Origin of the sequence: Streptomyces humicola (genome assembly GCF_024436035.1) — a bacterium.
GTDB lineage: Bacteria > Actinomycetota > Actinomycetes > Streptomycetales > Streptomycetaceae > Streptantibioticus_B > Streptantibioticus_B humicola.
Genome location: NZ_JANFNG010000014.1, coordinates 80,736 through 105,422, shown reverse-complemented (window position 1 = coordinate 105,422; position 24,687 = coordinate 80,736). Strand labels below are relative to the sequence as shown.

The 24,687-nt window shown below is 68.7% G+C and carries 27 protein-coding genes, 1 pseudogene and 1 riboswitch; of the genes and pseudogenes, 17 read left to right on the top strand and 11 right to left on the bottom strand.

Going from position 1 to position 24,687, the window contains the following annotated elements:
* Window positions 1-37 precede the first annotated feature (37 nt).
* Window positions 38-391, top strand: a complete 354-nt coding sequence (locus tag NGB36_RS18885) for a hypothetical protein (RefSeq protein ID WP_255921499.1) — start codon at window positions 38-40, stop codon at window positions 389-391.
* 15 nt (window positions 392-406) lie between these two features.
* Here NGB36_RS18885 and NGB36_RS18880 read toward each other — a convergent pair whose 3' ends face one another.
* On the bottom strand, window positions 407-1,492 hold the full coding sequence (locus NGB36_RS18880; RefSeq protein WP_255921498.1) for a C40 family peptidase: 1,086 nt from the start codon (window positions 1,490-1,492) through the stop codon (window positions 407-409).
* A 6-nt stretch (window positions 1,493-1,498) separates the two neighbouring features.
* Window positions 1,499-1,662, bottom strand: a riboswitch (cyclic di-AMP (ydaO/yuaA leader).
* A gap of 201 nt (window positions 1,663-1,863) precedes the next feature.
* On the opposite strand from NGB36_RS18880, the gene pcrA reads away from it, so the two are divergent.
* Window positions 1,864-4,281 (top strand): DNA helicase PcrA, encoded by a 2,418-nt coding sequence (pcrA, locus tag NGB36_RS18875; protein ID WP_255921497.1) that lies wholly within the window; start codon window positions 1,864-1,866, stop codon window positions 4,279-4,281.
* A gap of 18 nt (window positions 4,282-4,299) precedes the next feature.
* Here pcrA and NGB36_RS18870 read toward each other — a convergent pair.
* Both NGB36_RS18870 and NGB36_RS18865 read right to left on the bottom strand, forming a co-directional pair.
* A pseudogene (locus tag NGB36_RS18870) lies at window positions 4,300-5,046 on the bottom strand (M23 family metallopeptidase); the annotation flags it as partial.
* Window positions 5,047-5,253: 207 nt separating this feature from the next.
* Window positions 5,254-6,129 carry an esterase/lipase family protein gene (locus tag NGB36_RS18865; RefSeq protein WP_255921496.1) on the bottom strand — a complete coding sequence of 292 codons (876 nt, stop codon included), beginning with the start codon at window positions 6,127-6,129 and terminating at the stop codon, window positions 5,254-5,256.
* Window positions 6,130-6,462: 333 nt separating this feature from the next.
* Here NGB36_RS18865 and icmB point away from each other — a divergent pair, with 333 nt between their 5' ends.
* From icmB to NGB36_RS18845, 4 genes are all read left to right on the top strand, one after another.
* Window positions 6,463-6,876, top strand: a complete 414-nt coding sequence (gene icmB, locus NGB36_RS18860) for a coenzyme B12-dependent isobutyryl CoA mutase small subunit (RefSeq protein ID WP_255921495.1) — start codon at window positions 6,463-6,465, stop codon at window positions 6,874-6,876.
* A gap of 237 nt (window positions 6,877-7,113) precedes the next feature.
* Window positions 7,114-8,289 carry an ADP-forming succinate--CoA ligase subunit beta gene (gene sucC / locus NGB36_RS18855; protein ID WP_255921494.1) on the top strand — a complete coding sequence of 392 codons (1,176 nt, stop codon included), beginning with the start codon at window positions 7,114-7,116 and terminating at the stop codon, window positions 8,287-8,289.
* Window positions 8,290-8,309: 20 nt separating this feature from the next.
* Window positions 8,310-9,194, top strand: a complete 885-nt coding sequence (sucD, locus tag NGB36_RS18850; protein ID WP_255921493.1) for a succinate--CoA ligase subunit alpha — start codon at window positions 8,310-8,312, stop codon at window positions 9,192-9,194.
* Window positions 9,195-9,389: 195 nt separating this feature from the next.
* A complete protein-coding gene (locus NGB36_RS18845; RefSeq protein ID WP_255921492.1) occupies window positions 9,390-11,021 on the top strand; it encodes a cell division protein PerM in 1,632 nt (543 codons plus the stop codon).
* Here the strand turns inward: NGB36_RS18845 and NGB36_RS18840 are convergent.
* Window positions 11,012-11,890, bottom strand: a complete 879-nt coding sequence (locus tag NGB36_RS18840) for a hypothetical protein (RefSeq protein WP_255921491.1) — start codon at window positions 11,888-11,890, stop codon at window positions 11,012-11,014. The two genes, NGB36_RS18845 and NGB36_RS18840, sit on opposite strands and share 10 nt — an antisense overlap.
* A 167-nt stretch (window positions 11,891-12,057) precedes the next feature.
* On the opposite strand from NGB36_RS18840, the gene purN reads away from it, so the two are divergent.
* The 3 genes from purN (at window position 12,058) to NGB36_RS18825 (ending at window position 14,955) form a co-directional block, all read left to right on the top strand.
* Window positions 12,058-12,768: a phosphoribosylglycinamide formyltransferase gene (purN, locus tag NGB36_RS18835; RefSeq protein WP_255921490.1), complete on the top strand. Its 711-nt coding sequence runs from the start codon at window positions 12,058-12,060 to the stop codon at window positions 12,766-12,768.
* On the top strand, window positions 12,765-14,342 hold the full coding sequence (gene purH, locus NGB36_RS18830) for a bifunctional phosphoribosylaminoimidazolecarboxamide formyltransferase/IMP cyclohydrolase (protein WP_255921489.1): 1,578 nt from the start codon (window positions 12,765-12,767) through the stop codon (window positions 14,340-14,342). Before purN ends, purH begins: the two co-directional genes overlap by 4 nt.
* Window positions 14,343-14,532: 190 nt before the next feature.
* Window positions 14,533-14,955: a hypothetical protein gene (locus NGB36_RS18825; protein ID WP_255921488.1), complete on the top strand. Its 423-nt coding sequence runs from the start codon at window positions 14,533-14,535 to the stop codon at window positions 14,953-14,955.
* A gap of 69 nt (window positions 14,956-15,024) precedes the next feature.
* Here NGB36_RS18825 and NGB36_RS18820 read toward each other — a convergent pair whose 3' ends face one another.
* From NGB36_RS18820 to NGB36_RS18800, 5 genes are all read right to left on the bottom strand, one after another.
* Window positions 15,025-15,660, bottom strand: a complete 636-nt coding sequence (locus NGB36_RS18820; protein ID WP_255921487.1) for a hypothetical protein — start codon at window positions 15,658-15,660, stop codon at window positions 15,025-15,027.
* The gene (locus NGB36_RS18815) at window positions 15,657-16,298 is read right to left on the bottom strand and encodes a hypothetical protein (RefSeq protein WP_255921486.1); all 642 of its coding nucleotides are present in this window, start codon (window positions 16,296-16,298) and stop codon (window positions 15,657-15,659) included. The genes NGB36_RS18820 and NGB36_RS18815 overlap by 4 nt, the downstream gene beginning before the upstream one ends.
* Window positions 16,295-17,674 carry a hypothetical protein gene (locus tag NGB36_RS18810; RefSeq protein ID WP_255921485.1) on the bottom strand — a complete coding sequence of 460 codons (1,380 nt, stop codon included), beginning with the start codon at window positions 17,672-17,674 and terminating at the stop codon, window positions 16,295-16,297. Before NGB36_RS18810 ends, NGB36_RS18815 begins: the two co-directional genes overlap by 4 nt.
* Window positions 17,675-17,728: 54 nt before the next feature.
* Entirely contained in the window at window positions 17,729-18,022 is a 294-nt protein-coding gene (locus tag NGB36_RS18805) for a DUF6317 family protein (protein ID WP_255921484.1), read from the bottom strand.
* 309 nt (window positions 18,023-18,331) lie between these two features.
* The gene (locus NGB36_RS18800; RefSeq protein WP_255921483.1) at window positions 18,332-18,628 is read right to left on the bottom strand and encodes a hypothetical protein; all 297 of its coding nucleotides are present in this window, start codon (window positions 18,626-18,628) and stop codon (window positions 18,332-18,334) included.
* Between the two features lie 175 nt (window positions 18,629-18,803).
* Here NGB36_RS18800 and NGB36_RS33835 point away from each other — a divergent pair, with 175 nt between their 5' ends.
* From NGB36_RS33835 to NGB36_RS18790, 3 genes are read left to right on the top strand one after another with little or no spacing between them, the layout of a single operon-like run.
* Window positions 18,804-18,920 (top strand): Scr1 family TA system antitoxin-like transcriptional regulator, encoded by a 117-nt coding sequence (locus NGB36_RS33835; RefSeq protein ID WP_505016746.1) that lies wholly within the window; start codon window positions 18,804-18,806, stop codon window positions 18,918-18,920.
* Window positions 18,917-19,288 (top strand): DUF5753 domain-containing protein, encoded by a 372-nt coding sequence (locus NGB36_RS18795; RefSeq protein ID WP_255921552.1) that lies wholly within the window; start codon window positions 18,917-18,919, stop codon window positions 19,286-19,288. Before NGB36_RS33835 ends, NGB36_RS18795 begins: the two co-directional genes overlap by 4 nt.
* 4 nt (window positions 19,289-19,292) lie before the next feature.
* Window positions 19,293-19,487, top strand: coding sequence for a DUF397 domain-containing protein (locus tag NGB36_RS18790; RefSeq protein ID WP_255921551.1), 195 nt, complete (start codon window positions 19,293-19,295; stop codon window positions 19,485-19,487).
* A gap of 80 nt (window positions 19,488-19,567) precedes the next feature.
* Here the strand turns inward: NGB36_RS18790 and NGB36_RS18785 are convergent, their stop codons facing one another.
* Window positions 19,568-20,227, bottom strand: a complete 660-nt coding sequence (locus tag NGB36_RS18785; RefSeq protein WP_255921482.1) for an RDD family protein — start codon at window positions 20,225-20,227, stop codon at window positions 19,568-19,570.
* A gap of 257 nt (window positions 20,228-20,484) precedes the next feature.
* Complete coding sequence (locus tag NGB36_RS18780) at window positions 20,485-21,147, bottom strand: RDD family protein (protein WP_255921481.1); 663 nt, start codon at window positions 21,145-21,147, stop codon at window positions 20,485-20,487.
* A gap of 247 nt (window positions 21,148-21,394) precedes the next feature.
* Between NGB36_RS18780 and NGB36_RS18775 the strand changes: the two genes are divergently transcribed.
* The 5 genes from NGB36_RS18775 (at window position 21,395) to NGB36_RS18755 (ending at window position 24,571) form a co-directional block, all read left to right on the top strand.
* Complete coding sequence (locus NGB36_RS18775) at window positions 21,395-22,261, top strand: bifunctional methylenetetrahydrofolate dehydrogenase/methenyltetrahydrofolate cyclohydrolase (RefSeq protein WP_255921480.1); 867 nt, start codon at window positions 21,395-21,397, stop codon at window positions 22,259-22,261.
* Between the two features lie 22 nt (window positions 22,262-22,283).
* Window positions 22,284-22,757 carry a DUF3017 domain-containing protein gene (locus NGB36_RS18770; protein ID WP_255921479.1) on the top strand — a complete coding sequence of 158 codons (474 nt, stop codon included), beginning with the start codon at window positions 22,284-22,286 and terminating at the stop codon, window positions 22,755-22,757.
* A 160-nt stretch (window positions 22,758-22,917) separates the two neighbouring features.
* On the top strand, window positions 22,918-23,142 hold the full coding sequence (locus tag NGB36_RS18765; protein WP_255921478.1) for a hypothetical protein: 225 nt from the start codon (window positions 22,918-22,920) through the stop codon (window positions 23,140-23,142).
* A 78-nt stretch (window positions 23,143-23,220) separates the two neighbouring features.
* Complete coding sequence (locus tag NGB36_RS18760) at window positions 23,221-23,520, top strand: sensor histidine kinase (protein ID WP_255921477.1); 300 nt, start codon at window positions 23,221-23,223, stop codon at window positions 23,518-23,520.
* A 61-nt stretch (window positions 23,521-23,581) separates the two neighbouring features.
* On the top strand, window positions 23,582-24,571 hold the full coding sequence (locus tag NGB36_RS18755; RefSeq protein WP_255921476.1) for a malate dehydrogenase: 990 nt from the start codon (window positions 23,582-23,584) through the stop codon (window positions 24,569-24,571).
* The last annotated feature ends 116 nt before the right edge of the window (window positions 24,572-24,687 follow it).

The following is a 24,687-nucleotide window of genomic DNA, read 5'->3' as shown; positions in this document are numbered from 1 at the left end:
TGATGAACCGTGCTATGGGCTGATTAGGCTCGCGCCCATGGACGTGCTCATCAACTTCTTCGTCGGCCTGCACATCATCGGCATCGCCGCACTCCTCGGCGGGTTCCTCACCCAGATGACGGCCATGCGCAACGGTGAGGCGCGGATCGTGCCGGCGATGCTGCACGGCGCCTGGACGATGCTCGCCACCGGTCTGGTGCTGGTCGGCCTCAACCAGGCCGGCCACCACCAGCTGAGCACCATCAAGATCGGCATCAAGGCCGCGATCCTCGTGGTGATCCTCGGTCTCGCCTACGTCAAGCGCGACGAGGAGACGGTGGAGACGGGCGTCGTCGCCGCCATCGGCGGGCTCACCGCCGCCAACATCTTCATCGCCGTGCTGTGGACGTGAGGCCGGGGGGATGAGTCATGCGGGGCGGGTCGCACCGTATATCGGCATCTCCGTCATCGGCTGGATGTCGACGACCGCCCCCGTGTGCGGGGCCTGGATGATCTGTCCGTTGCCTATGTACATCGCCACGTGGTCGATCGAGCTGTTGTAGAAGATCAGGTCGCCCGGTTGCACGTCCGATATCGGTATCCGGGTGCCGACGTCGACCTGGTCCCACGTCGTGCGGGGCAGTGACACCCCGGCGGCGCCCCAGGCGGCCTGGGTCAGGCCCGAGCAGTCGAAGGAGTCCGGCCCGGTCGCGCCCCACACGTACGGCTTACCGAGCTGGGCCTTGGCGAACGCGATCGCTTTTGCGGCCTTGGCGGTGTAGGAGCTGTCGGCGTTCTTGGCGGCGTTGGCCTGCGCCTCGGCGGCCAGCTGGGCGGCCTTGCGCGCCGCCTCCTCCTCCTGCTGCTTGCGGAGGGCTTCGAGCCGCGCCTTCTGCTGCGCGGTGAGGCTGTTGAGCAGGGTCTGCGCCTGGGTCAGCTTCTGCTGGACGGTGGTCTTGTCGGCGGCAAGCTGTTGCTGCGCGCTGCTCAGCTGCTGCAGGCTGTCGGCGGCCTGCGTGCGCTGCTTGGCGGCGGCGGCCTGCTGCTGCTCGAAGGTGGTGAGCACCTGCTGCTGCTGGGCCGTCATCCTGCCCAGGATGTGCTGCTGCTCGAAGTACTGCTGAGGGTCGGAGGCGAGGAAGACGGCGGCCGTCTGGTCGAGGCCGCCGGTGCGGTACTGCTCGGCCGCGAACTGGCCCAGCACGCGCCGGGACTGGTTGAGCCGCTCAGCGTTCTGCGCGACCTGGGTGAGGAGGGCGTCGGCCTTCTGCCGCGCCGCGGCGGTCTGCTCCTGTGCCTGGTCGTACTTCTGGGTGGCCTCCTCGGCCTGCTGGTTGAGCGAGTCGACCTGGCTCTGCACCTCCTGGATGGACGGCTGCTGCGCTGTCGTCGCGGCGGAGGCGTGCTCGCTCAGCAGGGTCATCGTGGCGAGTGCGGCGGAGGTGACTCCCACGACGGCGCGCGGGCCCGACGGCGACAGGGTGCGAGTGCGCGGCTTGCGATGCGACGCCATGAAGGCGCTCCTTCCGTGGACCGCCTACCGGGTTAGCTGTCGGGTTAGGGCTTCGGAAGGCTGCCCTCCAGTCGCGACGGACGTCCGTGCGGACGCCCGTTCGGACCGATTCACCCCAAAGGTTGGTGGGTCCCCGGCTCCGGCCAGGCCGGATTAGGCGGAGGCGTCCGTTTCGGCCCTGGTCGCCGAACTGGGGGACGGGCGCCTGGTCGAGCACGCTAGCGAACGTGTGTGGCTCGTGTGAAGCCTGGTGCGTGATATGTCCGAAACCGCTTTGTTATCTTCACGCCGGCCGCTACGGCTGCTCGTCGGGCGCCGTCTTCCGGCGACCCCCGCGAGCTGTCGGTCCGGCGGCCTAGACTCGTACGACGATGAGCAGCCTCTTCGACGACAGCTTCCTGGCCGACCTCGAACCGCCCGGCGAGGAGCCTCCGCCGCCCGACGAACACCCGGCGGGGCACATGCCCGACGACCTCTTCGAGGGCCGGTTCGGCGCGCCCGCGCGCCGTGACCCGTACTACCGTGACGGCGCCGCGCGCCCCGCCGTCGACCCCGCGCAGCTGCTCGAAGGGCTGAACGAGCAGCAGCGCGCCGCCGTCGTGCACTCGGGCACGCCACTGCTCATCGTCGCCGGCGCAGGCTCGGGCAAGACCCGCGTGCTCACCCATCGCATCGCCCACCTGCTCGGCGCCCGCCGCGTCCACCCCGGCCAGATCCTCGCCATCACCTTCACCAACAAGGCCGCGGGCGAGATGAAGGAGCGCGTCGAACAGCTCGTCGGCGCGCGCTCCGCCGCGATGTGGGTGATGACCTTCCACAGCGCGTGCGTGCGGATCCTGCGCCGGGAGAGCAAGAAGCTCGGCTTCACCTCCAGCTTCTCGATCTACGACGCCGCCGACTCCAAACGGCTGATGGCCCTGGTCTGCCGCGACTTGGACCTGGACCCCAAGCAGTTCCCGCCGAAGTCCTTCAGCGCCAAGGTCTCGGGCCTCAAGAACGAGCTGATCGACGAGGAGACCTTCGCCGCCCAGGCCGAGAACGTCTTCGAGAAGAAGCTCGCCGAGGCCTACGCCCTCTACCAGGCCCGGCTGCGCGAGGCCAACGCCCTCGACTTCGACGACCTGATCATGACGACGGTCAACCTGCTCCAGGCGTTCCCCGACGTCGCCGAGCACTACCGCCGCCGCTTCCGCCACGTCCTCGTCGACGAGTACCAGGACACCAACCACGCCCAGTACACCCTGGTACGGGAGCTGGTGGGCACCGGCGACGAGGCGGCGGAGCTGTGCGTCGTCGGCGACGCCGACCAGTCGATCTACGCCTTTCGCGGCGCGACCATCCGCAACATCCTCCAGTTCGAAGAGGATTACCCGGACGCCACCACGATCCTGCTCGAGCAGAACTACCGCTCCACGCAGAACATCCTCTCCGCCGCCAACGCCGTCATCGAACGCAACACCAGCCGGCGACCGAAGAACCTGTGGACCGAGGCGGGCGCCGGCTCGGTGATCACCGGCTATGTCGCTGACACCGAACACGACGAGGCGCAGTTCGTCGCCGAGGAGATCGACCGGCTCACCGACGCGGGCGAGGCCAAGCCTTCGGACGTCGCCGTCTTCTACCGCACCAACGCCCAGTCCCGTGTCTTCGAAGAGATCTTCATCCGCGTCGGCCTGCCCTACAAGGTCGTCGGCGGCGTGCGCTTCTACGAGCGCAAGGAGGTCCGCGACGTCCTCGCCTACCTGCGGATACTGGCCAACCCCGAGGACAGCGTGCCGCTGCGCCGCATCCTCAACGTGCCCAAGCGCGGCATCGGCGAGCGCGCCGAGGCGATGATCGAGGCGCTCGCCCTGCGCGAGAAGATCACCTTTCCGCAGGCGCTGCGCCGCGTCGACGAGGCGTACGGCATGGCGGCCCGTTCGGTCAACGCGGTGCGCCGCTTCAACGAGCTGCTGGAGGAGCTGCGTACGGTCGTCGAGTCGGGCGCGGGACCCGCGACCGTCCTGGAAGCGGTGCTCGAACGGACCGGTTATCTAGCCGAGTTGCAGGCGTCCCACGACCCGCAGGACGAGACCAGGATCGAGAACCTGCAGGAACTCGCCGCGGTCGCCCTGGAATTCGAGCAGGAGCATCCGGAGGGCTCCCTCGCCGACTTCCTGGAGGGCGTCGCCCTCGTCGCCGATTCCGACCAGATCCCTGACGAGGACGAGGAGGGGGAGAGCGGCGGTGTCATCACGCTGATGACGCTGCACACCGCCAAGGGCCTGGAATTCCCGGTGGTGTTCCTCACCGGTCTGGAGGACGGCGTCTTCCCGCACATGCGCTCCCTCGGCCAGACCAAGGAGCTGGAGGAGGAGCGGCGGCTTGCGTATGTGGGCATCACGCGGGCGCGGGAACGGCTGTACGTGACGCGCTCGACGATGCGCAGCGCCTGGGGCCAGCCGTCGTACAACCCGCCGTCGCGTTTCCTGGAGGAGATCCCCGACAAGCTCATCGACTGGAGGCGCACGGGCGGGACCAGCCCGTCGGCATCGGCCTCTGCTGCCTCGGCAGTCACGGCGGTGGGCAGGAAGGGGCCCGCCGGGCCGTCCGGGTTCGCCGCGAGGAGGGCGACGGAGCGTGAGGTGGTCGCGCTCGCCGTCGGGGACAGGGTCACTCACGACTCGTTCGGCCTCGGCACGGTCGTCGCGGTCAAGGGCAGCGGGGACAACGCGGAGGCGACGATCGACTTCGGCGACGAGAAGCCGAAGCGGCTGCTGTTGCGTTACGCACCCGTCGAAAAGCTGTGAGCAGGCGCTGACTCGGCCTCAGCGCGGGTCGAGACCGTGGCTGAGCAGCCAGGGCAGCGGGTCGATCGGCTGGCCGCCGCCGGGCCGTACCTCGAAGTGCAGGTGCGGCCCTGTGGTGTTGCCGGTGTTGCCCGAGTAGGCGATGACGGTTCCGGCCCTGACCGAGCCGGAGCGGACCCTGGTGCCGCTCAGATGGCAGTACAGGGTCTGGGTGCCGTCGGGCGCGGTGACGATCGCCATGTTGCCGTACCACGGATTCCACAGCGTGCGGACGGTGCCGTCGGTCGTCGCCCGTACGGGGGTGCCCTGGCTGACGGGGAAGTCGATCCCGGTATGGATGGACATCCAGTTGATGCCGGACTGGCCGAAGTAGGCGCTCAGGCCGCGTTGCGCCACCGGCAGGACGAACTTGGCGCGCAGTGTCTCGCGGCGCGCGGCTGCCACCGCCCTGCGCCTGGCCTCCTCAGCCTGACGCTGCTTCAGCTCCAGGCTGATCCGCTCGTGGCTCGCGCGCGCGGCGGCATCGGCGGCGCGCCGTTCGGCGCGGGCGAGTTCCTGCCCGGCCCGGGGCGCCGGGATCGGGGACGCCGTCGCGCCTCCTTCGTCCGGTGTCCGTCTCAGGAGGCCGTCCGTGAGACGGATGCCGGCCGGGCTGTGTCCGGCGGCGACGCTGCTCGCCGCCGCCGCTGCGACCCCCATGACGGCGACGGACGGCGCGGCGACGGTCAGCATCGCGGCGCGAGTCGCCGGATATCGGCGTCGACGGCGTCGGTCCACCACCAGTTTCTCCAGTTCCTCTTTCGCAGAGAACGAATGGCGACCTTATCCACGGCCAATGCGCGGCGACAATTGTCGCGCTCTTTCGGGTAGGTGTGCGAGCGTCGCCGAACGCAGGCCTGACGAACGCAGGCCTGACGAACGCAGGCCTGACGAACGCAGGACTGGAGAACGCAGGACTGGAGAACGCAGGAGCTATGCCGCGTCCACCGTGCTCGCGGCCGGTGCGCCGCCCTGCAGCGCCTGGCGTACCGCGGTAGCCACCGCCCCGTTGACCGGCATGGCCAGATGTCCGATCCCGCGCACCTCGATGTTCTGCGAGATCAGATCCGAGTGTTCGAGCCGGGCCGATTCCACTGGCACCATCAATTGGTCCACGCCGCTCCAGAAAGCGACGAACCGCGTCGAGCAGCCCGGCGCGGGCAGTGCGAGCTCGGCTATCAGTTCGGAATTCGGACGCATTTGCCGGACGATGGGGTGAGTGCTCGCCAGCGGCACCGCCCGCGTACCGGAATGCGGTGCGGCGAGAGTGACGACGGTGCGCACCCGCGCGTCCCCGCCGAGGCGCTGCACGTAGTAGCGCGCGATCAGACCGCCGAGGCTGTGCCCGACGATGTCGAGCCGCCGATGGCCGCTCTGCTCGCAAACCTGCTCCACATGGCGCCCCAGCATCTCCGCCGCCCGGCGGATGTCGCTCGTCAACGGCGAGTAGTTGATGGCCTGGACGTGCTCCCAGCCGCTGCGCCGCAGGCTGCGCCGCAGCACCGCGAACACCGACCGGTTGTCGACGAAGCCGTGCAGCAGCAGAACGGGCGGGTGGATGCCGTCGGCCGCCGCGTGGACGCGGCGGCTGGTGGGCGAGGACTGAGGTGAGCCGTCCTGCTGCTGCGGCATCACCCTTTTGGCGTATTCCTCGCCCAGCCGCTCTTGCAGGACACCGGTCGGGTAGAGCAGAAGGTGCCCGGCCAGGATCGTCACTTCAAGGCTGGTGGCGCGGATCAGGTCGGTGGTGTGCTGCAGCCCGCGCAGTGCGCTGGTGACGGCGGTGCTGGTGAAGGACAGGGCACCCATGGCCCACCTCCTTGCGGCACGCAGGAGACGGCCCTGTCCCCCGCGTGCCCTGCTGGGCGGCCGGTCAGAAGCGACGTCTGGCCGTGCCGGCGGCTCTCCCTGGCGGCACTCTTCTTATCCACCTATCCACGACCGGTCCGCCTGCCGCCCGTACCGTCGCCGCGGGAAAACGGGAGGGGTATACGGGTCGAACGCGTCGCGAATGTGTGTCCCACATGTGATTTCCCCCTCCCTCTACGCCGTGAAACTGCCGAGTAGGGGATGCTGGAGATAACGTTCGTTCACGCTTGAGCCCGATGGCATCGCATGACATGGCAAGGCATGGAGGCAGTGATGGGTGTGTCCGGTCCGATCCGCGTGGTGGTGGCCAAGCCGGGGCTCGACGGCCACGACCGTGGTGCGAAGGTCATCGCGCGTGCGCTGCGCGACGCGGGCATGGAGGTCATCTACACCGGCCTGCACCAGACGCCCGAGCAGGTCGTGGACACCGCCATCCAGGAGGACGCCGACGCGATCGGCCTGTCTATCCTCTCCGGCGCGCACATGACGCTCTTCGCCAAGGTGCTCGAACTGCTGCGCGAGCGCGACGCGGCCGACATCAAGGTGTTCGGCGGCGGCATCATCCCGGAGGCGGACATCCCGCCGCTCAAGGAGCTCGGCGTCGCCGCGATCTTCACCCCGGGCACGCCGACCAGCGACGCCGTCGACTGGGTCCGGGCGAACGTGCGCCAGACAGCCGACGCCTGAGCCGTGATGCAGTGCTGTCAGCCGCCTCTGTGACCGTTCTCACCGCCGTGGTGTGATCTGGAATTTAGATCCTTGCGGTGGGCAGGGATAACCTGCGATGCGGACATGCCGCGTACTAGGCGGACGTGTGCGCCCCCGCAGGATCGCAGGATCGCGTCCTCACGCCGTCGCCCATCACGTCACGGCACGCCCACGCAGACAACAACCCCTCCAAAAGAAGCAAAGGGACGGACGCGCGTGGACCTGTTCGAGTACCAAGCGAGGGATCTCTTCGCCAAGCACGGTGTACCGGTGCTTAGCGGTGAAGTCATCGACACCCCCGAGGCCGCGCGCGAGGTGACCGAGCGTCTCGGCGGCCGGGTCGTCGTCAAGGCCCAGGTCAAGACCGGCGGACGTGGCAAGGCTGGCGGCGTGAAGCTCGCCGACAGCCCCGACGACGCCGTCGAGAAGGCCACCGCCATCCTGGGCATGGAGATCAAGGGCCACACGGTCCACAAGGTGATGCTCGCCCAGACGGCGGACATCGCCGAGGAGTACTACGTCTCCTTCCTCCTCGACCGCGCCAACCGCACCTTCCTCGCCATGGCCTCCGTCGAGGGCGGCATGGAGATCGAGGAGGTCGCGGCGACCAAGCCCGAGGCCCTCGCCAAGGTCCCGGTCGACGCCAACGAGGGCGTCACCGACGCCAAGGCACGCGAGATCGTCGAGGCCGCCAAGTTCCCGGCCGAGCTGCACGACCAGCTCGTCGAGATCCTCAAGAGCCTGTGGACCGTCTTCATCAAGGAAGACGCCCTGCTCGTCGAGGTCAACCCGCTCGCCAAGACCCCCGAGGGCAAGGTCCTCGCGATCGACGGCAAGGTCTCGCTCGACGCCAATGCCGCGTTCCGCCAGCCGGAGCACGACGCGCTCGAGGACAAGGCCGCCGCCAACCCGCTGGAGGCTGCGGCCAAGGCCAAGGGCCTGAACTACGTCAAGCTCGACGGCGAGGTCGGCATCATCGGCAACGGCGCCGGCCTGGTCATGTCCACCCTGGACGTCGTGGCCTACGCCGGCGAGAAGCACGGCAACGTCAAGCCGGCCAACTTCCTGGACATCGGCGGCGGCGCCTCCGCCGAGGTCATGGCGAACGGCCTGGAGATCATCCTGGGCGACCCGGACGTCCGGGCCGTCTTCGTCAACGTCTTCGGCGGCATCACCGCGTGCGACGCGGTCGCCAACGGCATCGTGCAGGCCCTGGAGCTGCTCAAGTCCAAGGGCGAGGACGTCACCAAGCCGCTGGTCGTGCGGCTCGACGGCAACAACGCGGAGCTGGGTCGCAAGATCCTCACCGACGCGAACCACCCGCTCGTCGAGCAGGTGGACACCATGGACGGCGCGGCCGAGCGGGCCGCCGAGCTGGCTGCTGCGAAGTAAGGGACGAGGTCACCAAAGCCATGGCTATCTTCCTCACCAAGGAAAGCAAGGTCATCGTCCAGGGGATGACCGGGTCCGAGGGCCAGAAGCACACCCGGCGGATGCTCGCCTCCGGCACCAACATCGTCGGCGGCGTCAACCCGCGCAAGGCCGGCCAGAAGGTCGACTTCGACGGCCAGGAGATCCCGGTCTTCGGCACCGTCAAGGAGGCCATCGAGGCCACCGGCGCCGACGTCACCGTCATCTTCGTGCCGGAGAAGTTCACCAAGGACGCGGTCATCGAGGCGATCGACGCCGAGATCCCGCTCGCCGTCGTGATCACCGAGGGCATCGCGGTGCACGACACCGCCTCGTTCTGGGCGTACGCGGGCGCCAAGGGCAACAAGACCCGCATCATCGGCCCGAACTGCCCGGGCCTGATCACCCCCGGCCAGTCCAACGCGGGCATCATCCCGTCGGACATCACGAAGCCGGGCCGCATCGGCCTGGTGTCGAAGTCCGGCACGCTGACCTACCAGATGATGTACGAGCTGCGCGACATCGGCTTCTCGTCGGCGGTCGGCATCGGCGGTGACCCGATCATCGGCACCACCCACATCGACTGCCTCAAGGCCTTCCAGGACGACCCCGAGACCGACCTGATCGTGATGATCGGCGAGATCGGCGGCGACGCGGAGGAGCGCGCGGCGGCCTACATCAAGGAGCACGTGACCAAGCCCGTCGTCGGCTACGTCGCAGGCTTCACCGCCCCCGAGGGCAAGACGATGGGCCACGCCGGCGCGATCGTCTCCGGCTCGTCCGGCACCGCCCAGGCGAAGAAGGAGGCCCTGGAGGCCGCGGGTGTCAAGGTCGGCAAGACGCCGTCCGAGACCGCGCGCCTGGCACGGGCCGCGCTCGGCGGCTGACCGCAGGCGCAGAACGGTACGAAACGGTACGAAAGAAAGGCGCGGGCCTGAATCCCTGGCCAGGGATCCAGGCCCGCGCCCTTTTGCTGCGCTTGCAGGGTTTGCTGCGCGCCGTTGGGTGGCGCCTCACCGCGACACGACGACCATTCGTCCGCTCCCGGGGCTGAACGGACGTTATTGGCAGCATGGGCTGATGTGACCGATGTGACCCAAGCACCCGATGGTGCCGCCGAAGCGCCCCGGGCGACAGAACGGCAGAACGCCCAGCCGTCGGCACCACCGTCGACGCAGCCGTCGATGTCACCGTCGACGTCGATGCTCCGGCTGCTCCGGCTCTTCTGGCTCTCCCTCGGCCCCCGGCGCGCCGAACTCGCCAGGCGCGCCCCCGAGGTCGCCTCCGCGATGCTCGGCGGCGTGGTGGCGGCAGGGCTCGGGCTCGGCGTCTTCGCCGTCGTCGTGCTCTTCTTGTGGATCACCTCGCCGTACGCCGACAGCGGCCCGAATGCCGCGCTGCACGTGGCCGCCGCCCTGTGGCTGCTCGCGCACGGCGCCGACCTGCTGCGCACCGACGCCCTCACCGGTGCCACCGTGCCGATCGGTGTGACCCCGCTGCTGTTGACGGCCCTTCCCGCCTGGCTCGTCTACCGGGCAACCGCACACGCTGTCGACGCCGCCGAGGAGGCGCGTGCGGCGGTACGGGCCGTCGCCGACGGAGTATCCGGAGCGTCCGGAGTATTCGGAGTGTCAGGAGAGCCTGGAGAATCCGACGAGGAGGAACCGCTCGGACCGGTCGCGGTCGCCGGCTGGTTCGTCGCGGGATATCTGCTCGTCGCGTTCGTCGCCGTCCTCGTCACCATGAACGGCACCCTGCGCAGCTCCCCGCCCTCCGCGCTGCTGTTCGTCCCGCTGCTCGCCGTCGTCGCCGCGGGCGCCGGGGTGGGCACCTCCCGGCTGCGGCTGCCCGTCTCGCGCGAGATCCTCGACGACGCGCTCGGCGGCGCCCTCGGCGTCGCGGTCCGGGCCTCGGTCGTCGGCGTGGCCGTGCTCATCGCCGGCGGCGCGCTGCTCACCGCGGTGGCGATGCTGTGGCACGGGCTGGCTGCGGGAGAATCCATCGTCCGGCTCAGCCGGTCGGTCTCGGACCGCTTTGCCGTCCTGCTGTTGGCCGCCGCGCTCACGCCGAACGCCGCCGTGTGGGCCGCCTCGTACGCGCTCGGGCCGGGCTTCTCGGTCGGCGTGGGCAGCGTCGTATCACCGACAGGCGCGCACGGCTACCCCGCCAGGATCCCCGACTTCCCGCTGCTCACCGCCCTGCCCGCGCCCACCGGGCACGTCGCCGCCACCCCGGTGACCTGGCTGGGCTGGCTCGTGCTCGCCGTGCCGTTCGCCTCCGGGACCGTCGTCGCGTGGTACGTGGCCGACCGCGCCGACCTGCACCGCTGGACGGTTCGGCGTACGGCCGCGGCCGCCGCACTCGGGTCGGTGGGGTGCGGTGTGCTGACGACGCTCGTCACGCTGTACGCCGCCGGGCCGATGGGCACCGGGATGCTCGCGGACTTCGGCCCGACAGGGTGGCGTACGGGGGCCGCGGCGCTCGGCTGGACGGCGCTCGTCGCCGTGCCGGGGGCGGTCGGCGCGAGCCTGTGGCGGCTGCACGGCCCCAGGCCCGCGCCTGCGGCGCGAGCTCGGGTCAAGCACCCGCCGGAGCCACCGGCCGACAGCCCACCGCAGGCGGGCGTGCAGGCGATGCCCGCGCCGCGCACCGCGGGCCATGCGAGTGACAACGCGGCCGACAACGCGAGCGAGTCGGTGGACGCTCAGTCCTGAACGCCGAGGACGGACTGCAGCTGCTTCGGAAGCAGGCTGTTGCAGGATTCGCGGGCAGGCTGCGTCAGCGCGTTGTTGACGCAGTTGTAGTAGTCCTTGTAGACGATCTGGAAGGTGAAGGTCACCGCCACGATCGCCAGTGCGACAAGGCCCGCGATGATCCCGCTCACCGCCGCCGTGAACTGCGGATTGCGCTGGTCCCGCGCGTACGGGGACGGGGACGATGACGGGGCGGCGGGACGGCCCGTGGCCGGCGCCTCGTCGCGCGGCGGCCCCGGCTGCATCGCGGCCAGCACCTGGGAACGCGCCGCACCCGTTGCCGTCCCGGAGCCGTCGTCCTTCGGCTGGGCGCGCAGTGAACTGATCCCCCAGTACAGCGCGAGCGCGCCCAGCAGCAGTGCCACCTCCGGCAGGCTGAACAGCCCGAAGAACAGCCCCCACATGCCGGCGAGCAGCGCGTAGCGGGCGCGCCGCTGCACCGGATCGGTCACGTCGAATCGCGGCCCCATCCCGCCGCCGGGGCCCGAGGAGCCGCCACCCGGACCGGACGGAGGCTGCTGGCGGGGGCCACCGCGCGGCGGCTGCGGCCGGTGCTCGGGCGGCTGGTTGCTGCTCCAGCGGTCGCCGCCGTCGTCGGCGGGAAGCCGCGGCTGCCATGGGCGGTCGGGGGAGTCCTTGGCCGGTGGCGCGAACGGGTTGTGCTCGTCGTCGCCGGCGGTGCCGGCTCTGCCGACGGTGTCGCTGGGCGGGGGCGGGGTGCGTTGCTCGCGCAGCGCCGCCGCTGGTACGCCGACCGGGGAGACGGAAGAAGCCGCCCCCGGGACGCGCATGATCGTGATGCGGCCGCTGCTCATGGTTGTCTGCGTCATCCCCTTGCCATCAGCTGTACAAGTCCCCTGATGGTGCACGCTACCGGCAGCGTGCACCACCCGTCCCTACGGGGGCGTGGCGTGGTGCCGGTATCGTTGCTGACGGTCGGCTCCTTCGTAGGGTTCCCTGGATCTTCCTGACCCCTTGGTTTGTACGACCACACAATATGATCGGCCCCAGCCCCCTCAACCCCCGCGAAACCACCGCGAGAAAGAACCCCGCCGTGGCCCCCGCCTCCACTCCCCCCGCACCTCCTTCTCGCCCTGCCCGCCTCGTCGTCCTCGTCTCCGGCTCGGGCACCAACCTCCAGGCGCTGCTCGACGCCATCGCCGCCGACCCCGGCTACGGGGCCGAGGTCGTCGCCGTGGGGGCCGACCGGGACGGCATCGCCGGTCTGGAGCGGGCGCGCCGCGCCGGGCTGCCGGTCTTCGTACGCCGGGTCAAGGACTACGAGGACAAGGGTGGCCGTGCGGCGTGGGACGCGGCGCTCGCCGACGCCGTCTCCTCCTACGAACCGGATCTCGTGGTCTCGGCCGGTTTCATGAAGATCGTCGGCAAGGAGTTCCTGAACCGCTTCGGCGGCCGGTTCATCAACACACACCCGGCGCTGCTGCCGAGCTTCCCCGGTACGCACGGCGTCCGGGACGCCCTCGCCTACGGCGCCAAAGTGACCGGCTGCACCGTCCACTTCGTCGACGACGGCGTCGACACCGGTCCGATCATCGCGCAGGGCGTGGTCGACGTCCGCGACGAGGACGACGAAACCACGTTGCACGAGCGCATCAAGGAAGTCGAGCGACGGCTGCTCGTCGAAGTCGTGGGCCGCCTCGCCCGCGACGGCTACCGCATTGAGGGAAGAAAGGTCATCGTCCCGTGAGTCCCGAATCCACGAAGCGGCCCATCCGCCGGGCCCTGGTCAGCGTCTACGACAAGACCGGCCTGGAGGAGCTGGCCCGAGGGCTGCACGCGGCCGGGGTCGAGCTCGTCTCCACGGGGTCCACGGCCGCGCGGATCGCGGACGCCGGGGTGCCCGTCACCCAGGTGCAGGACCTGACCGGCTTCCCCGAGTGCCTCGACGGCCGCGTCAAGACGCTCCACCCCAAGATCCACGCGGGCATCCTCGCCGACCTGCGCCTCGACGCCCACCGTGAGCAGCTCGCCCAGCTGGGTGTCGAACCGTTCGAGCTCGTCGTCGTCAACCTCTACCCCTTCCGTGAGACCGTCGCCTCCGGCGCCTCGCCCGACGAGTGCGTCGAGCAGATCGACATCGGCGGCCCGTCGATGGTCCGCGCCGCCGCCAAGAACCACCCGTCGGTCGCCGTCGTCGTCAACCCCCAGCGGTACGAGGAGGTGCTGGGCGCGGCCGCGGACGGGGGCTTCACCCTGGAGCAGCGCAAGCGGCTCGCTGCCGAAGCGTTCCAGCACACGGCGGCGTACGACGTCGCGGTCTCCGGCTGGTTCGAGGCGAGCGGCTACGCCCCGACGGATGAAGGCACCGGCTTCCCCGCCTTCTTCGGCGGCGCCTTCGAGCGCAAGCAGGTGCTCCGCTACGGCGAGAACCCGCACCAGCCGGCCGCCCTCTACACCGACACCTCGTGGCGCTGGGGCGGCCTCGCCACTGCCGAGCAGCTGCACGGCAAGGAGATGTCGTACAACAACTACGTCGACACCGAGGCCGCGCGCCGTGCGGCGTACGACCACGACGAGCCGTGCGTCGCGATCATCAAGCACGCCAACCCGTGCGGCATCGCAATCGGCGCGGATGTGGCGGAGGCCCACCGCAAGGCGCACGCCTGCGACTCGCTCTCGGCGTTCGGCGGCGTGATCGCCGTCAACCGTGCGGTGAGCGTGGCCATGGCCGAGCAGGTCGCCGAGATCTTCACCGAGGTCATCGTCGCCCCGGAGTACGACGACGGCGTGGTGGAGGTGCTGGCCCGCAAGAAGAACATCCGCGTGCTGCGCTGCCCGGGCGAGCCGTGCGAGCGGCGCGAGTTCCGCCGCATCGAGGGCGGCATGCTCGTCCAGGCCAAGGACCGCTTCCAGGCGGACGGCGACGACCCTGCCCACTGGACGCTGGCGAGCGGCGACGCGCTCGACGAGGCGGGCCTGCGCGAACTGGCCTTCGCCTGGCGCGCCTGCCGGGCGGTGAAGTCCAACGCGATCCTGCTCGCGAAGGATGGCGCGACGGTCGGGGTCGGCATGGGCCAGGTCAACCGCGTCGACTCGGCCCGGCTCGCGGTCCAGCGCGCGGGCGCTGAGCGCGCGGCGGGCTCGTTCGCCGCATCGGACGCGTTCTTCCCGTTCGCCGACGGGCTGGAGGTCCTGACGGCGGCGGGCGTGAAGGCCGTCGTCCAGCCCGGCGGTTCGGTCCGCGACGAGGAGGTCATCGAGGCCGCGAGGAAGGCGGGCGTGACGATGTACCTGACGGGCACGCGGCACTTCTTCCACTGACCGCACCGGGGAGGGCGGAGGCCGCGTCGCCGCGAGAGCGGAGGCGCGGCCTTTGTCCTTGAGCCTGAAGCCTTCACAGATTCCCCTTCAACTGCCCATCGGCCACTCACGGTTTCGGTTGCGAACCCTTGTCAGGCTTTGGGAGCGTTATGCCGCTGCAGAGACCAGATCCTGACAAGAAGGTGTCGTCGTGACCGCTCTCCGTTTCACCCTCCCGACTCGGCAGGCGTGGACGCCGATCATCGGTGTCGGGGTCCTGCTGCTGATCGCCGTGATTGCGGGCGGCTTCGGCGCACTCGGCGTTGCGGTGCCGTTCGTGTTCTTCGCGGTGATGCTGTTCGTCATATACTTCGTCGTCATGTTCGGCTCGTACTCGACCTTCGACGAAACGGGCATCCACTCGAAGCGGGGCATTTACCGGCACAAGGTGACGTGGGACCAGGTACGCGAGGTGAAGCTCGATCCGAAGTCAGGCCAGGTCCTCATGGTGTACAAGCACCACGGCAGGCCGTTCAAGCTGGGTGCCCCGATCAGCGGCGGGTTCTCGACCGACCCGGAATACCGCGCGAAGGTCGCCCATATCCAGGAATTCGTTAGGGCGCACATCGGGTGAGGGCTGAGGCCCAGAAGTCACGAGTCGGTTGCGGGGACGCAGTGTCACGTCCCCGCAACCGGCCACCAACTAGTTGCTCTTGCTGGAGGAGGGGACGCAGCGGATCGAACGGACAAGGTTGTCCAGGTCGGGAACGACTTCCGCGAAGCGCTGCTGGTCCCACGCCATCATGAAGACCTGTACATCGGTGTCGAATTCGTCGTCACGGAAGGCGTAGTCGGCCTGCCAATATTGTCCGGGCCCGGTGACGCCGGTCCAATGGGCCTTGATACCCGTCCCGAGTGCCTCCGTCTTGAACCATTCAGCTTCCGGCTGGATCGTAGCCGACTTGGTGCCGTAGTAGCCGTAGAACTGGAGCGCTTCCTCTCTTGTCCCCTGGCACTTCCACAAGCCGATGAAGGTGGCTACGGGAGTCTTCGTCGTGTCGGGGCAGTGGAAGTAGATCTTGTGCGCGGCCACGTTGCCGGCGATCTCGGCGCGTCCGCGGACCAGGGCCTGAGCGCGAGGCACGACCTCCTTCTTCATCAACTTCTTGGTCAGCTCGCCGTGGGCACGCATGACGCGCTCACCCGCCCAGTCGGTGGCCCACTCGGCAGCGTCAGGCCATTTTGTGCCCTGGAAGCTGAGGGGAACCGGGATCCATACCTCTCGGTCCCAGCCGACCTCGGCCCAGTTGTCCGTTGACTTGCGTTGATCGAAGCTCACGCAGCCTCCTGTCTGTATTGCCACCGCAACGTGCTCATGATCCCGTCGAACAGCGTGCAGAGCAGCTTCGACACCTGATCGTCGGGGTTGCCTTCCCCGAACGTCGAGAAGGATGAGACGAGCCAGCTGTCGGCCGTTCCGGGCACTGACAGAATGTACTCGACGCGGCGCGACGGATACTCCACGTTGCGTCCGGGATCAGGGTCATACACCCGTTCCGTCCGCATACCATGGGACCCGTCGAGCTCGATCGGTACTGCGCCCTCAGTGGTCGACAACACCTCGGCCAATACCTGCTCGGGATTGGGCGCGTCGAGTTTTCCGAACTCCACGTAGGAGATGAGGAACGAGGCCGGCAGATTCCGCTCGCGATGACCGAGCGGCAAGAATACGTCCACGCCGGCGTTTTCGCGAGCTTGCCGGATCGTCTTCTTGAGCCGGGCCTCCAGCTCACGCCGGTACTGCGCGACCTCGTCCCGGCTGTGCTTGGCGAAGGCCTTGTCGAGCAGAGCGGCGATCGCCTTGTCAGTACCGCTTCGGACCGGAACCTTGTGCCATTCGTTCGGTACGACGAGCCGGTAGCCGGACACAGGGCCGGGCGGCCTCTGTGCCGGGCGGCGCTCCTGCCTCTCGGTCATGAACCGATCCCTGCGGTCGTCATTTCTTTGAAGTCGTTGAACGCGCCCCAGGAGGGCGAAGTGTCGCCTTCCGTAATCGGCCGGAAGATGTCGCCGTCCTCAAAGCCGTGGCCGTGCGCGAGGTTTCCGATGAAGTTGATCGCGTCACTGCCTCCGGCCCAGTGGCCGAACTGGTCGGCAATGTTGGCACTGCCGTTAATCACGCGGACTGCGTTCACCAGACCGCCGGCGCGTTGGACGATGTTCGCGCCAAGCCTGGTGTTGGGGAACTGTTCGGCGAAATTGTTGATCTTCTCCATGTTCTCGACGACGTCCTTTTCGCCGCCGGCCATGAACTTCTCGCCAACCGCTTTGCCCCAGTCCGAGACAGCGGACCACGCCCGACTGGCGAATCCCTGTGAAGCCTCTTCTGCGGGATCCGCACCGTCTGCCGCCAGCTTGGCCGTAGCTTCGCCGCCCTCCTCCACCTCGGAGCCGTCGCCCAGCACCTTGCCCAGGCCGGTAGCGAGATCCGCGCTTCCCTCAAGAGCTCCCTTCGCCCAGGAGGCGGCGCCCAGCGTCGCGAGCGCGAAGACGTCCATGGCGACATCTGTCCAAGAACCGTCACCGTTGAGAGCCAAGGCGGTATGGCCTACCAAGGCCGCAATCATGAATCCGGCCAGGATTCCCGTCGCAATGTCCAGTCCCGGGATAAGCAGGGAAAGAATGACGAGCCCCGTGACGATCCACGTGCACACATCCGCCAGCAGCTTGATCAAACCGGCGTGCTCATGGATCCAGTTGGAGACGCCGTCCCAGAACCCGTCCTTCAGGTCGTCGTGGTCGGAGTCCTCTATCTTCTGCATCCAGTAGCGGCCACGGTCATCGCGATGGTTCTTAGCGTTGTCCAACTGCCGCTTGGCGTCAGCGATCTCTCCTTGGGCAGCCTCTTTCGCCTTCTGCGCGGCCGCTTGCTGCTGCTCCTGCTGCGGCGTGAGCTTCGGCTGAGGCGATCCCGGGGCCGGCTTCATCTCAGGCGCATTCGCCGTCGGCGCGGCCTGCTGGGCCTTGGCGAGAGCCCTCAGCGACTCCGACTGGGAGTACTCCAGATCGCTGGCCCAGTTCCCGAGGTAGGTCGCCACGGACTCGTAGCGCGTGGCCACCTTCTCCAGATCCCCGGTGAGCTCGGTGGCCGTGCTGCGGATCTTGTCGGCGTACTTGCCGACGTTCAGGTTCTCGTCGCCCTGGATCTTCTTCAGCAGCCCGATCTGGTCGCGAAGCGTCTGCGCCATGCGGCCCAGGCGGTTCGACTCGTCGCGCACCTCTTGTGGATCCCCCGGAATCGGATCCTGGCCCTCGCCCAGTACAGCCCACTCGTAGTCCGGCGGCCTACCCATGCTCTTGGCTCCTCGCAGTTCTGGATGTCCGTATCGAAGACTGGCAGCCGTCGGCTACTTCTTGCCATGCCCGTCGAGGCCGTGCTTGAGCTTGTTGTCCACGTCGGTGAATGCTTCCATCGTCTTCTCGGACATCTCTCCCAACGCCTGGACCTTGTCGAGAATCTTGCGACGGTGGTTGTCCCAGTTGTTGGCGAAGTCGTCCATCGCGTGCGCGATATCACCGGAGCCGAGAGCACCCTTGATTTCGCTTTGGTGCTCCCCGGTGTTCTGCAGCTCGTTCTGGATCGCCTTGAGATTTGACGTCGTTTGACTGAGCCAGTCATAGGAGACCTTGAGGTCTGCCATCCCCGTAACCAATCCGCTCGCAGTGGCCACTGTCAGTGGTTTGATACATCCGACGCATTTGACCGTGCTGCCCGCTGGTGGCTTGATCCCGTCGGTGTCACAACTGGCCATCGTAGTACTTGCAGTTGAAGAGGTACTACCTCCGGCCTGTGACGGTTGCATGATTGTTGTGCTGTGTGCGGCAGCTCGCGCGGGTGTGTAGGGTGCGGTGCGCTACGCCGACTGGTGCGTGCCGGTGACAAGCGCACGTACCTTCACAATTTCTCTGTCTCATGCCTGAAGTTTTCTCACTTCACCGCGGCGGCCGGTTCACAGCCAGTCCTCTTCCGGCATGGCTGCTCTCAGCAGGGCGAAGAGCGGCCATGTGCCGCCGCTCAGGGCGGGGATGCCGACGTACGCGACGATGCCGTGCGCCGATCCGAAGCGCTGGATGCCGGGCGGCCAGCGGCGGTCGGCGGCCGTTCCCGGCGCGAGGAGAAAGTACATCCGCCTAAAGCCGCTTGCTTCGCAGACGATGGGACCTGCGTTGGCGTGCGTGGCGGTGATGAGCTCCTCGGCCACCTCCTCACCGCGTACGCCGGCGACCCGTACGGCGTCGAACTGCATGCCTGCGCGACGCAGGCAATGACCGTCCGTCGGGACCCATTCGGGACGGTAGGGGGGCGAGGGGTGGAGTTTCGTCGTTCATGGCTTGAACCATGCCGTCGCGAGACTAGCCTGCGTAGTGATCGGATGGTGACAGACCGTAGCTGTGCGGTGATGTGCGGGCGTTGTACCGGCTGTGTCGCACGCGGAGGCATACGCCAGGGCGGTGATCGCCGGATACTGTCCACCGCTGGACGATGACGAGATCGAGCGCCAGGCCGCAGCCCGGCTGGGGCGGCAGTCGCACTTCTGACGCGAAAGCCTCTGCCGGTATTGGGCTTTGTCGTCGATCAGGCGCCCATCCTGCGCACGATCGGCGGGCGGGACGTGCATCGAGCGCAACTTCGTCAGCTGCTCGACATCTCGCGGCTTCGGCACATCGCAATTCAGGTGATGCCACTCGACTGCGAGGTGCATCCCGGTTCCGACGGCCCGATGGTCCTGCTGGACACCCCTGAGGGGCGGAAGTTGGCGTACATCGAGGGACAGGGGACCAGTGAACTCGTCTCGAAGCCTGACGAGGTGAGCGTATTGGACCGCCGCTATGGGGTCATCCGGGCTCAGGCACTCACGACCAGGGAATCCCGCAGGCTGATCGAGGAACTGGCAGGAGAGCGATGAGCACCTGCAGGCGATACACGGTCCTGGTGAACTGCAGTGGTTCAAGTCGAGCTACAGCGGAGCCCAGGGCGGCGACTGCGTCGAGGTCGCCGCGGGCCCCCACACCATCCACGTCCGGGACTCCAAGGACGTCACGCGACCCTCACTCTCGTTCGGACCGGGCGCCTGGGCCGCGTTCATTGCCTACGCGTCGGTCTGACGCGAGACGCAAGAAGGCCGCACGTCCGGCTTCCGGCAGGTGCGTGCGGCCCTCCTCTCACGGCATCCAAGTCGCTCGAATCACTGCGACTTGATGACGATCGTCTTGACGATCTTGTCCGCGAAGGTCTGCTTCTTCGCGTCCCAGGCCGGCCACAGGAAGCCGAGGTAGCAGGGAAGCGCATCCAGGATGTGGGCGATCTTGCGGCCGAAGGCCAAGCCGAAGCCGAGCACCTGGCCGTCGGACTCGCGCACGAGGCGGATGTTGACCGCGCCCTTGCCGATCGACTGGCCGGTGGTGCCCTCGCGGTAGATGTGGAACACCCAGACCCCGATGAAGACGAGGTATGCGACGATCGACAGAGCCGCGGTGTTTGTGGCCGTGGCTATGCCGTTGATGATTCCGGCCGGCACGCCCGCGATGATGGCGTCGATGAAGTATCCGCCGAAGCGCTGCCACCATCCCGCGTACTCGGCGGGGGCGCCGGCGCCCGGCTGGCCGTAGCCGTAACCGGCCTGCTGCGGGTACGGGGTCTGGGCGTAGCCCGGCTGCTGTTGCTGCTGGGGGTAGCCGTACTGCGGCTGGCCCGGCTGTTGCTGGGGGTAGCCGTACTGGGGCTGGGCAGGCGGCTGCTGCTGCGGGTAGCCGTACTGGGGCTGCTGCGGCTGCTGGGGCTGGCCGAAGCCGGGCTGCTGCTGGCCGTACGGGTTCTGGTCCTGTGGGCCGGGCGGGTAACTCACGTCGATTCCTTCGAGCGGTTGATGTGGGACGAGCCGGACCGTGTCCGGAGATCCAGGGCTCGTTCCACCCCCGTGCCCCCCGCGGCCCGACCGACCCATCGTCCTAGTACCACACAGCCCGTGTCCAGATACCGCTGGTCACACCCGCCACTATGGGGCCAATTGCGGGATATGACGGGGCGTAGTGTTATCGGGGCGTGACTGCGGTGACGTCGGCGTGGCACGTCACCGCAGATGTCTCCCGTTGTGCGCCGGTGTCACCGCGTGTTGACGACGATGGTGCTAAGGATCTTGTCGCTGAAGGTCTGCCGCTTGGCGTCCCAGGCCGGCCACAGGAAGCCGAGGTAGCAGGGGAGCGCGTCGACGAATTGCAGCACGCGGCGGCCGAAGGCCGTGCCGAAGCCGACGGGTTGGCCGGTCGATTCGCGGACCAGCTTGATGCCGAGCGCCTTCTTCCCCGGCGTGCAGCCCGTCTTGCCCTCGCGATAGGACAGCCACAGCTGGCCTGCGAAGCCCAGCAGCGAGGCGCCGTAGAGGAGGAGCATGGTGCCGAGCCCGAGGTGGGCCGCGGCGGGGCAGGTGGTGGCGCCCTGGTCCTGGCAGGCCTGCACGTTGTGGACGGCCTTCGCGATGAACTGGACGTAGCCGATGATGCCGATGATCGTCGGGACGAGGCCGACGATGAGCCAGTCGATGAGGAACGCGCCGACTCGGGCGCCCCAACTGGCGTAGAAGGATCTCGGCATGGTGCCGGGCTGCAGGTAGCCCGGCGGCTGCGGATACCCCGGGGGCTGCGGGTAGCCGTAGCCGTAGGCGTAGCCGTACTGAGGCTGAGGCTGGGGCGGGCCAGCCGGCTGCTGGGGTTGTTGCGGGTAGCCGTACGGGTTCTGCGGGCCGGGAGGGCCAGGCGGGTAGCTCACGTGGATGTCCTTCTGCGGTGTACTTCTCTCGAGCCGGATCCTTGGCGCTCCAGGACGACTCGTTCCCCCCTGACCCAGCCTTCCGGCCGGCTCATCGTCCAGGGCCCGCGGCCGTCCTGTCCAGATACCGCCGGTCACAGTCGTCGCTGTGCAGCCGCTATGCGGGAAATGCGTATTTGATCATGTCCGATCATGGCGGCCGGGACCTGATTGGGACGTTCCCGCCCGCATCCGGGAGGATGGAGGCATGACGGCCCAGATTCTCGACGGCAAGGCCACTGCCGCAGCGATCAAGTCCGAGCTCGCCGCCCGCGTGGAGGCGCTCAAGTCCCAGGGCATCACGCCCGGCCTCGGCACCGTACTGGTCGGCGACGACCCGGGCAGCCACATCTACGTCGCGGGCAAGCACCGTGACTGCGCTCAGGTCGGCATCGCGTCGATCCAGCGGGAGCTGCCGGGTGACGCGACGCAGGAGCAGATCGAGGCCATCGTGCGGGAGCTCAACGAGGACCCGGCCTGCACCGGCTACATCGTCCAACTCCCGCTCCCCAAGGGCATCGACGCCAACCGTGTCCTGGAGCTGATGGATCCGGCCAAGGACGCCGACGGACTGCACCCGATGAATCTCGGCCGTCTCGTGCTCAACCAGCCGGGGCCGCTGCCGTGCACCCCGAACGGCATCGTCGAGCTGCTGCGCCGCCACGACGTGACGATCAACGGGGCGCACGTGGTCGTCGTGGGGCGTGGCATCACCGTCGGACGCTCCATCGGCCTGCTGTTCACCCGGCGCAGTGAGAACGCCACCGTCACGCTCTGCCACACCGGCACCCGGGACCTGGCAGCGCAGCTGCGCCAGGCCGACATCATCGTGGCTGCGGCCGGTGTGCCGCACCTGATCAAGCCGGAGGACGTCAAGCCGGGCGCGGCCGTGCTCGATGTCGGCGTCAGCCGGGACGAGCACGGCAAGATCCTCGGCGACGTGCACCCGGGTGTCGCCGAGGTCGCCGCGTGGATCTCGCCGAATCCGGGCGGCGTGGGGCCGATGACCCGGGCGCTGCTGCTGCAGAACGTCGTGGAGGCCGCCGAGCGGCAGGCGGCGGCCGCTGCAGGCTGAGAGGACGAGGAGAAGCCGACCCATGGGAGCTCAGACCACGCCGGACGCGCCGGACGGCGGCGCGCGTGTGAATGGCGCGTCTCCCGGGCCGCGTGGTTCACACGCGCCCAGCAGCCGGTTCCCCGAGATCACGCGGGACACCGCCCGGCCCGAGGGCGGGGGCCGTGCCGTGGGGGGCGCGCACCCGGCGCCGGCGCGTCAGTGGCCGCTGCTGACGGTGCTCGGCGGGGTGGGGCTGGGCCTGGCGATCACCGCGGCGGGCGGCTTCCGGGCCGGGCTGATCGTCGTCGGCGTGTTCATGCTGCTCGGCGCTGCGCTGCGCTGGCTGCTGCCGTCGGTGGGGATGCTCGCGGTGCGCAGCCGTTTCACGGACCTGATCACCTACGGCGTGGCCGGGGTCGCGATCATCCTGTTGTCGTTGATGGTGCAGCCGGATCCGATCGTGCACGTCCCGTTCCTCGACAGCATCGTGCGGTACACGGTCGGCCGCGGCTGACTGCTGCCCGGCTGACCGCTGCCCGGTTTGGCCGAAACTGCCCTCCCTCCTGCCCGCTGCCGCAGCGCATTGGGTAGGGAGGTTGTAGCGCCCGTCACGGGGAACGGCGCTCAACGGGGATTGACGGGGAGGGGACATGTCTCGTAGGGGGAGCGCGAGCATGCACAGCAGGAACGATGCACCGGGGGACTTAGCCGGCGGGCCCACCGCACTGACGGACCGCGACGACCCGCACGGCTCATACCACTCGTCCGAGCCCGTGGATCCGGTGCTCGCTGAGCGCCATGCGCGTCGCCGGCGCGCCGTCGCCGCCGCCGCGGTGGCCGTCGTCTTCCTCGGTGGTACGGGCTGCCTGCAGTGGCAGGCGGCGCCCTGGCCGTTCTGAGGCGCCCTGGCCGTTCTGAGTCGTTCTAGGGATCGTAAGGTTGCGCGAGACCTGCGCTGAGGCTGCCGCGATTCCTTGATGCTCACGCGCCGGGACGAGACCCCGGCGCGACGAGCGGAAGGAGCGCACGTATGCGTCGAAGGACGCGCGCCGTCAGGCTGGCGAGCTGACCGGCCTCGTCACCCGGGGATCACCGAGGCGGACCTTCCGTATGTCTTCGACCGCTTCTGCCGCTCCCCGGCGGCGCGCTCGCTGCCCGGTTCGGGCCTCGGTCTCGCCATCGTCCGCCAGATCGCCGAGACCCACGGCAGCACGGTCGCCGCCGTGCCACCGGCGCCGGGAGTGCGGCTGAGGATGATGCTGCCGCCCCTGACGTGAGCGGGAGGTTACGGTCCTATAGCCTGGCGCCACCGACAACAAAGCGCAGCAGGAGATCGCAATGACCCGCACTCCCGTCAACGTCACCGTCACCGGTGCGGCCGGCCAGATCGGCTACGCACTGCTCTTCCGCATCGCCTCCGGCCAGCTCCTCGGCGCTGACGTCCCGGTGAAGCTGCGCCTGCTGGAGATCCCGCAGGCCGTGAAAGCCGCCGAGGGCACCGCCATGGAGCTCGACGACTGCGCCTTCCCGCTGCTGCGCGGCATCGACATCACCGACGACCCGAACGTGGCCTTCTCCGGTGCCAACGTGGCCCTGCTGGTCGGCGCCCGCCCGCGGACGAAGGGCATGGAGCGCGGCGACCTGCTGGAGGCCAACGGCGGCATTTTCAAGCCGCAGGGCAAGGCCATCAACGACAACGCGGCGGACGACATCAAGGTGCTCGTCGTCGGCAACCCGGCCAACACCAATGCGCTCATCGCCCGCGCCGCCGCCCCCGACGTACCGGCCGACCGCTTCACCGCGATGACCCGCCTCGACCACAACCGCGCCGCCACCCAGCTCGCGCAGAAGCTCGGCGCCGGTGTCGAGGAGGTCAAGAAGCTGACGATCTGGGGCAACCACTCGGCGACGCAGTACCCGGACATCTTCCACGCCGAGGTCGCCGGCCGTAACGCCGCCGAGGCCGTGAACGACGAGAAGTGGCTGGCCGAGGAGTTCATCCCGACCGTCGCCAAGCGCGGCGCCGCGATCATCGAGGCGCGCGGTGCCTCCTCCGCGGCCTCCGCCGCCAACGCCGCCATCGACCACGTCCACACGTGGGTCAACGGCACCGCGGACGGCGACTGGACCTCGATGGGCATCGTCTCGGACGGCTCCTACGGGGTACCGGAGGGCCTGATCTCCTCCTTCCCGGTCACCACCAAGGACGGCAAGTACGAGATCGTCCAGGGGCTCGACATCAACGAGTTCTCCCGCACCCGCATCGACGCCTCGGTCAAGGAGCTGACCGAGGAGCGCGACGCGGTGCGCTCCCTCGGCCTGATCTGAGCGCGCCAAGCCTGCCGCGCCAAGCCTGCCGCGCCAAGCTCGCGAAAGCTCCTGTGTGGCCCGGCTCACGCCAACCGGCGTGAGCCGGGCCACATTTGTTTATCAAAAACGCATAA

Bases quoted from the DNA above. Each gene is read 5' to 3' on its own strand.
- NGB36_RS18885 (WP_255921499.1), top strand. From the start codon at position 38: ATGGACGTGCTCATCAACTTCTTCGTCGGCCTGCACATCATCGGCATC.
- NGB36_RS18880 (WP_255921498.1), bottom strand. From the start codon at position 1,492: ATGGCGTCGCATCGCAAGCCGCGCACTCGCACCCTGTCGCCGTCGGGC.
- pcrA (WP_255921497.1), top strand. From the start codon at position 1,864: ATGAGCAGCCTCTTCGACGACAGCTTCCTGGCCGACCTCGAACCGCCC.
- NGB36_RS18865 (WP_255921496.1), bottom strand. From the start codon at position 6,129: ATGGGTGCCCTGTCCTTCACCAGCACCGCCGTCACCAGCGCACTGCGC.
- icmB (WP_255921495.1), top strand. From the start codon at position 6,463: ATGGGTGTGTCCGGTCCGATCCGCGTGGTGGTGGCCAAGCCGGGGCTC.
- sucD (WP_255921493.1), top strand. From the start codon at position 8,310: ATGGCTATCTTCCTCACCAAGGAAAGCAAGGTCATCGTCCAGGGGATG.
- NGB36_RS18840 (WP_255921491.1), bottom strand. From the start codon at position 11,890: ATGACGCAGACAACCATGAGCAGCGGCCGCATCACGATCATGCGCGTC.
- purN (WP_255921490.1), top strand. From the start codon at position 12,058: ATGATCGGCCCCAGCCCCCTCAACCCCCGCGAAACCACCGCGAGAAAG.
- NGB36_RS18815 (WP_255921486.1), bottom strand. From the start codon at position 16,298: ATGACCGAGAGGCAGGAGCGCCGCCCGGCACAGAGGCCGCCCGGCCCT.
- NGB36_RS18810 (WP_255921485.1), bottom strand. From the start codon at position 17,674: ATGGGTAGGCCGCCGGACTACGAGTGGGCTGTACTGGGCGAGGGCCAG.
- NGB36_RS18805 (WP_255921484.1), bottom strand. From the start codon at position 18,022: ATGGCAGACCTCAAGGTCTCCTATGACTGGCTCAGTCAAACGACGTCA.
- NGB36_RS18800 (WP_255921483.1), bottom strand. From the start codon at position 18,628: ATGCAGTTCGACGCCGTACGGGTCGCCGGCGTACGCGGTGAGGAGGTG.
- NGB36_RS18775 (WP_255921480.1), top strand. From the start codon at position 21,395: ATGACGGCCCAGATTCTCGACGGCAAGGCCACTGCCGCAGCGATCAAG.
- NGB36_RS18770 (WP_255921479.1), top strand. From the start codon at position 22,284: ATGGGAGCTCAGACCACGCCGGACGCGCCGGACGGCGGCGCGCGTGTG.
- NGB36_RS18765 (WP_255921478.1), top strand. From the start codon at position 22,918: ATGCACAGCAGGAACGATGCACCGGGGGACTTAGCCGGCGGGCCCACC.
- NGB36_RS18760 (WP_255921477.1), top strand. From the start codon at position 23,221: ATGCTCACGCGCCGGGACGAGACCCCGGCGCGACGAGCGGAAGGAGCG.
- NGB36_RS18755 (WP_255921476.1), top strand. From the start codon at position 23,582: ATGACCCGCACTCCCGTCAACGTCACCGTCACCGGTGCGGCCGGCCAG.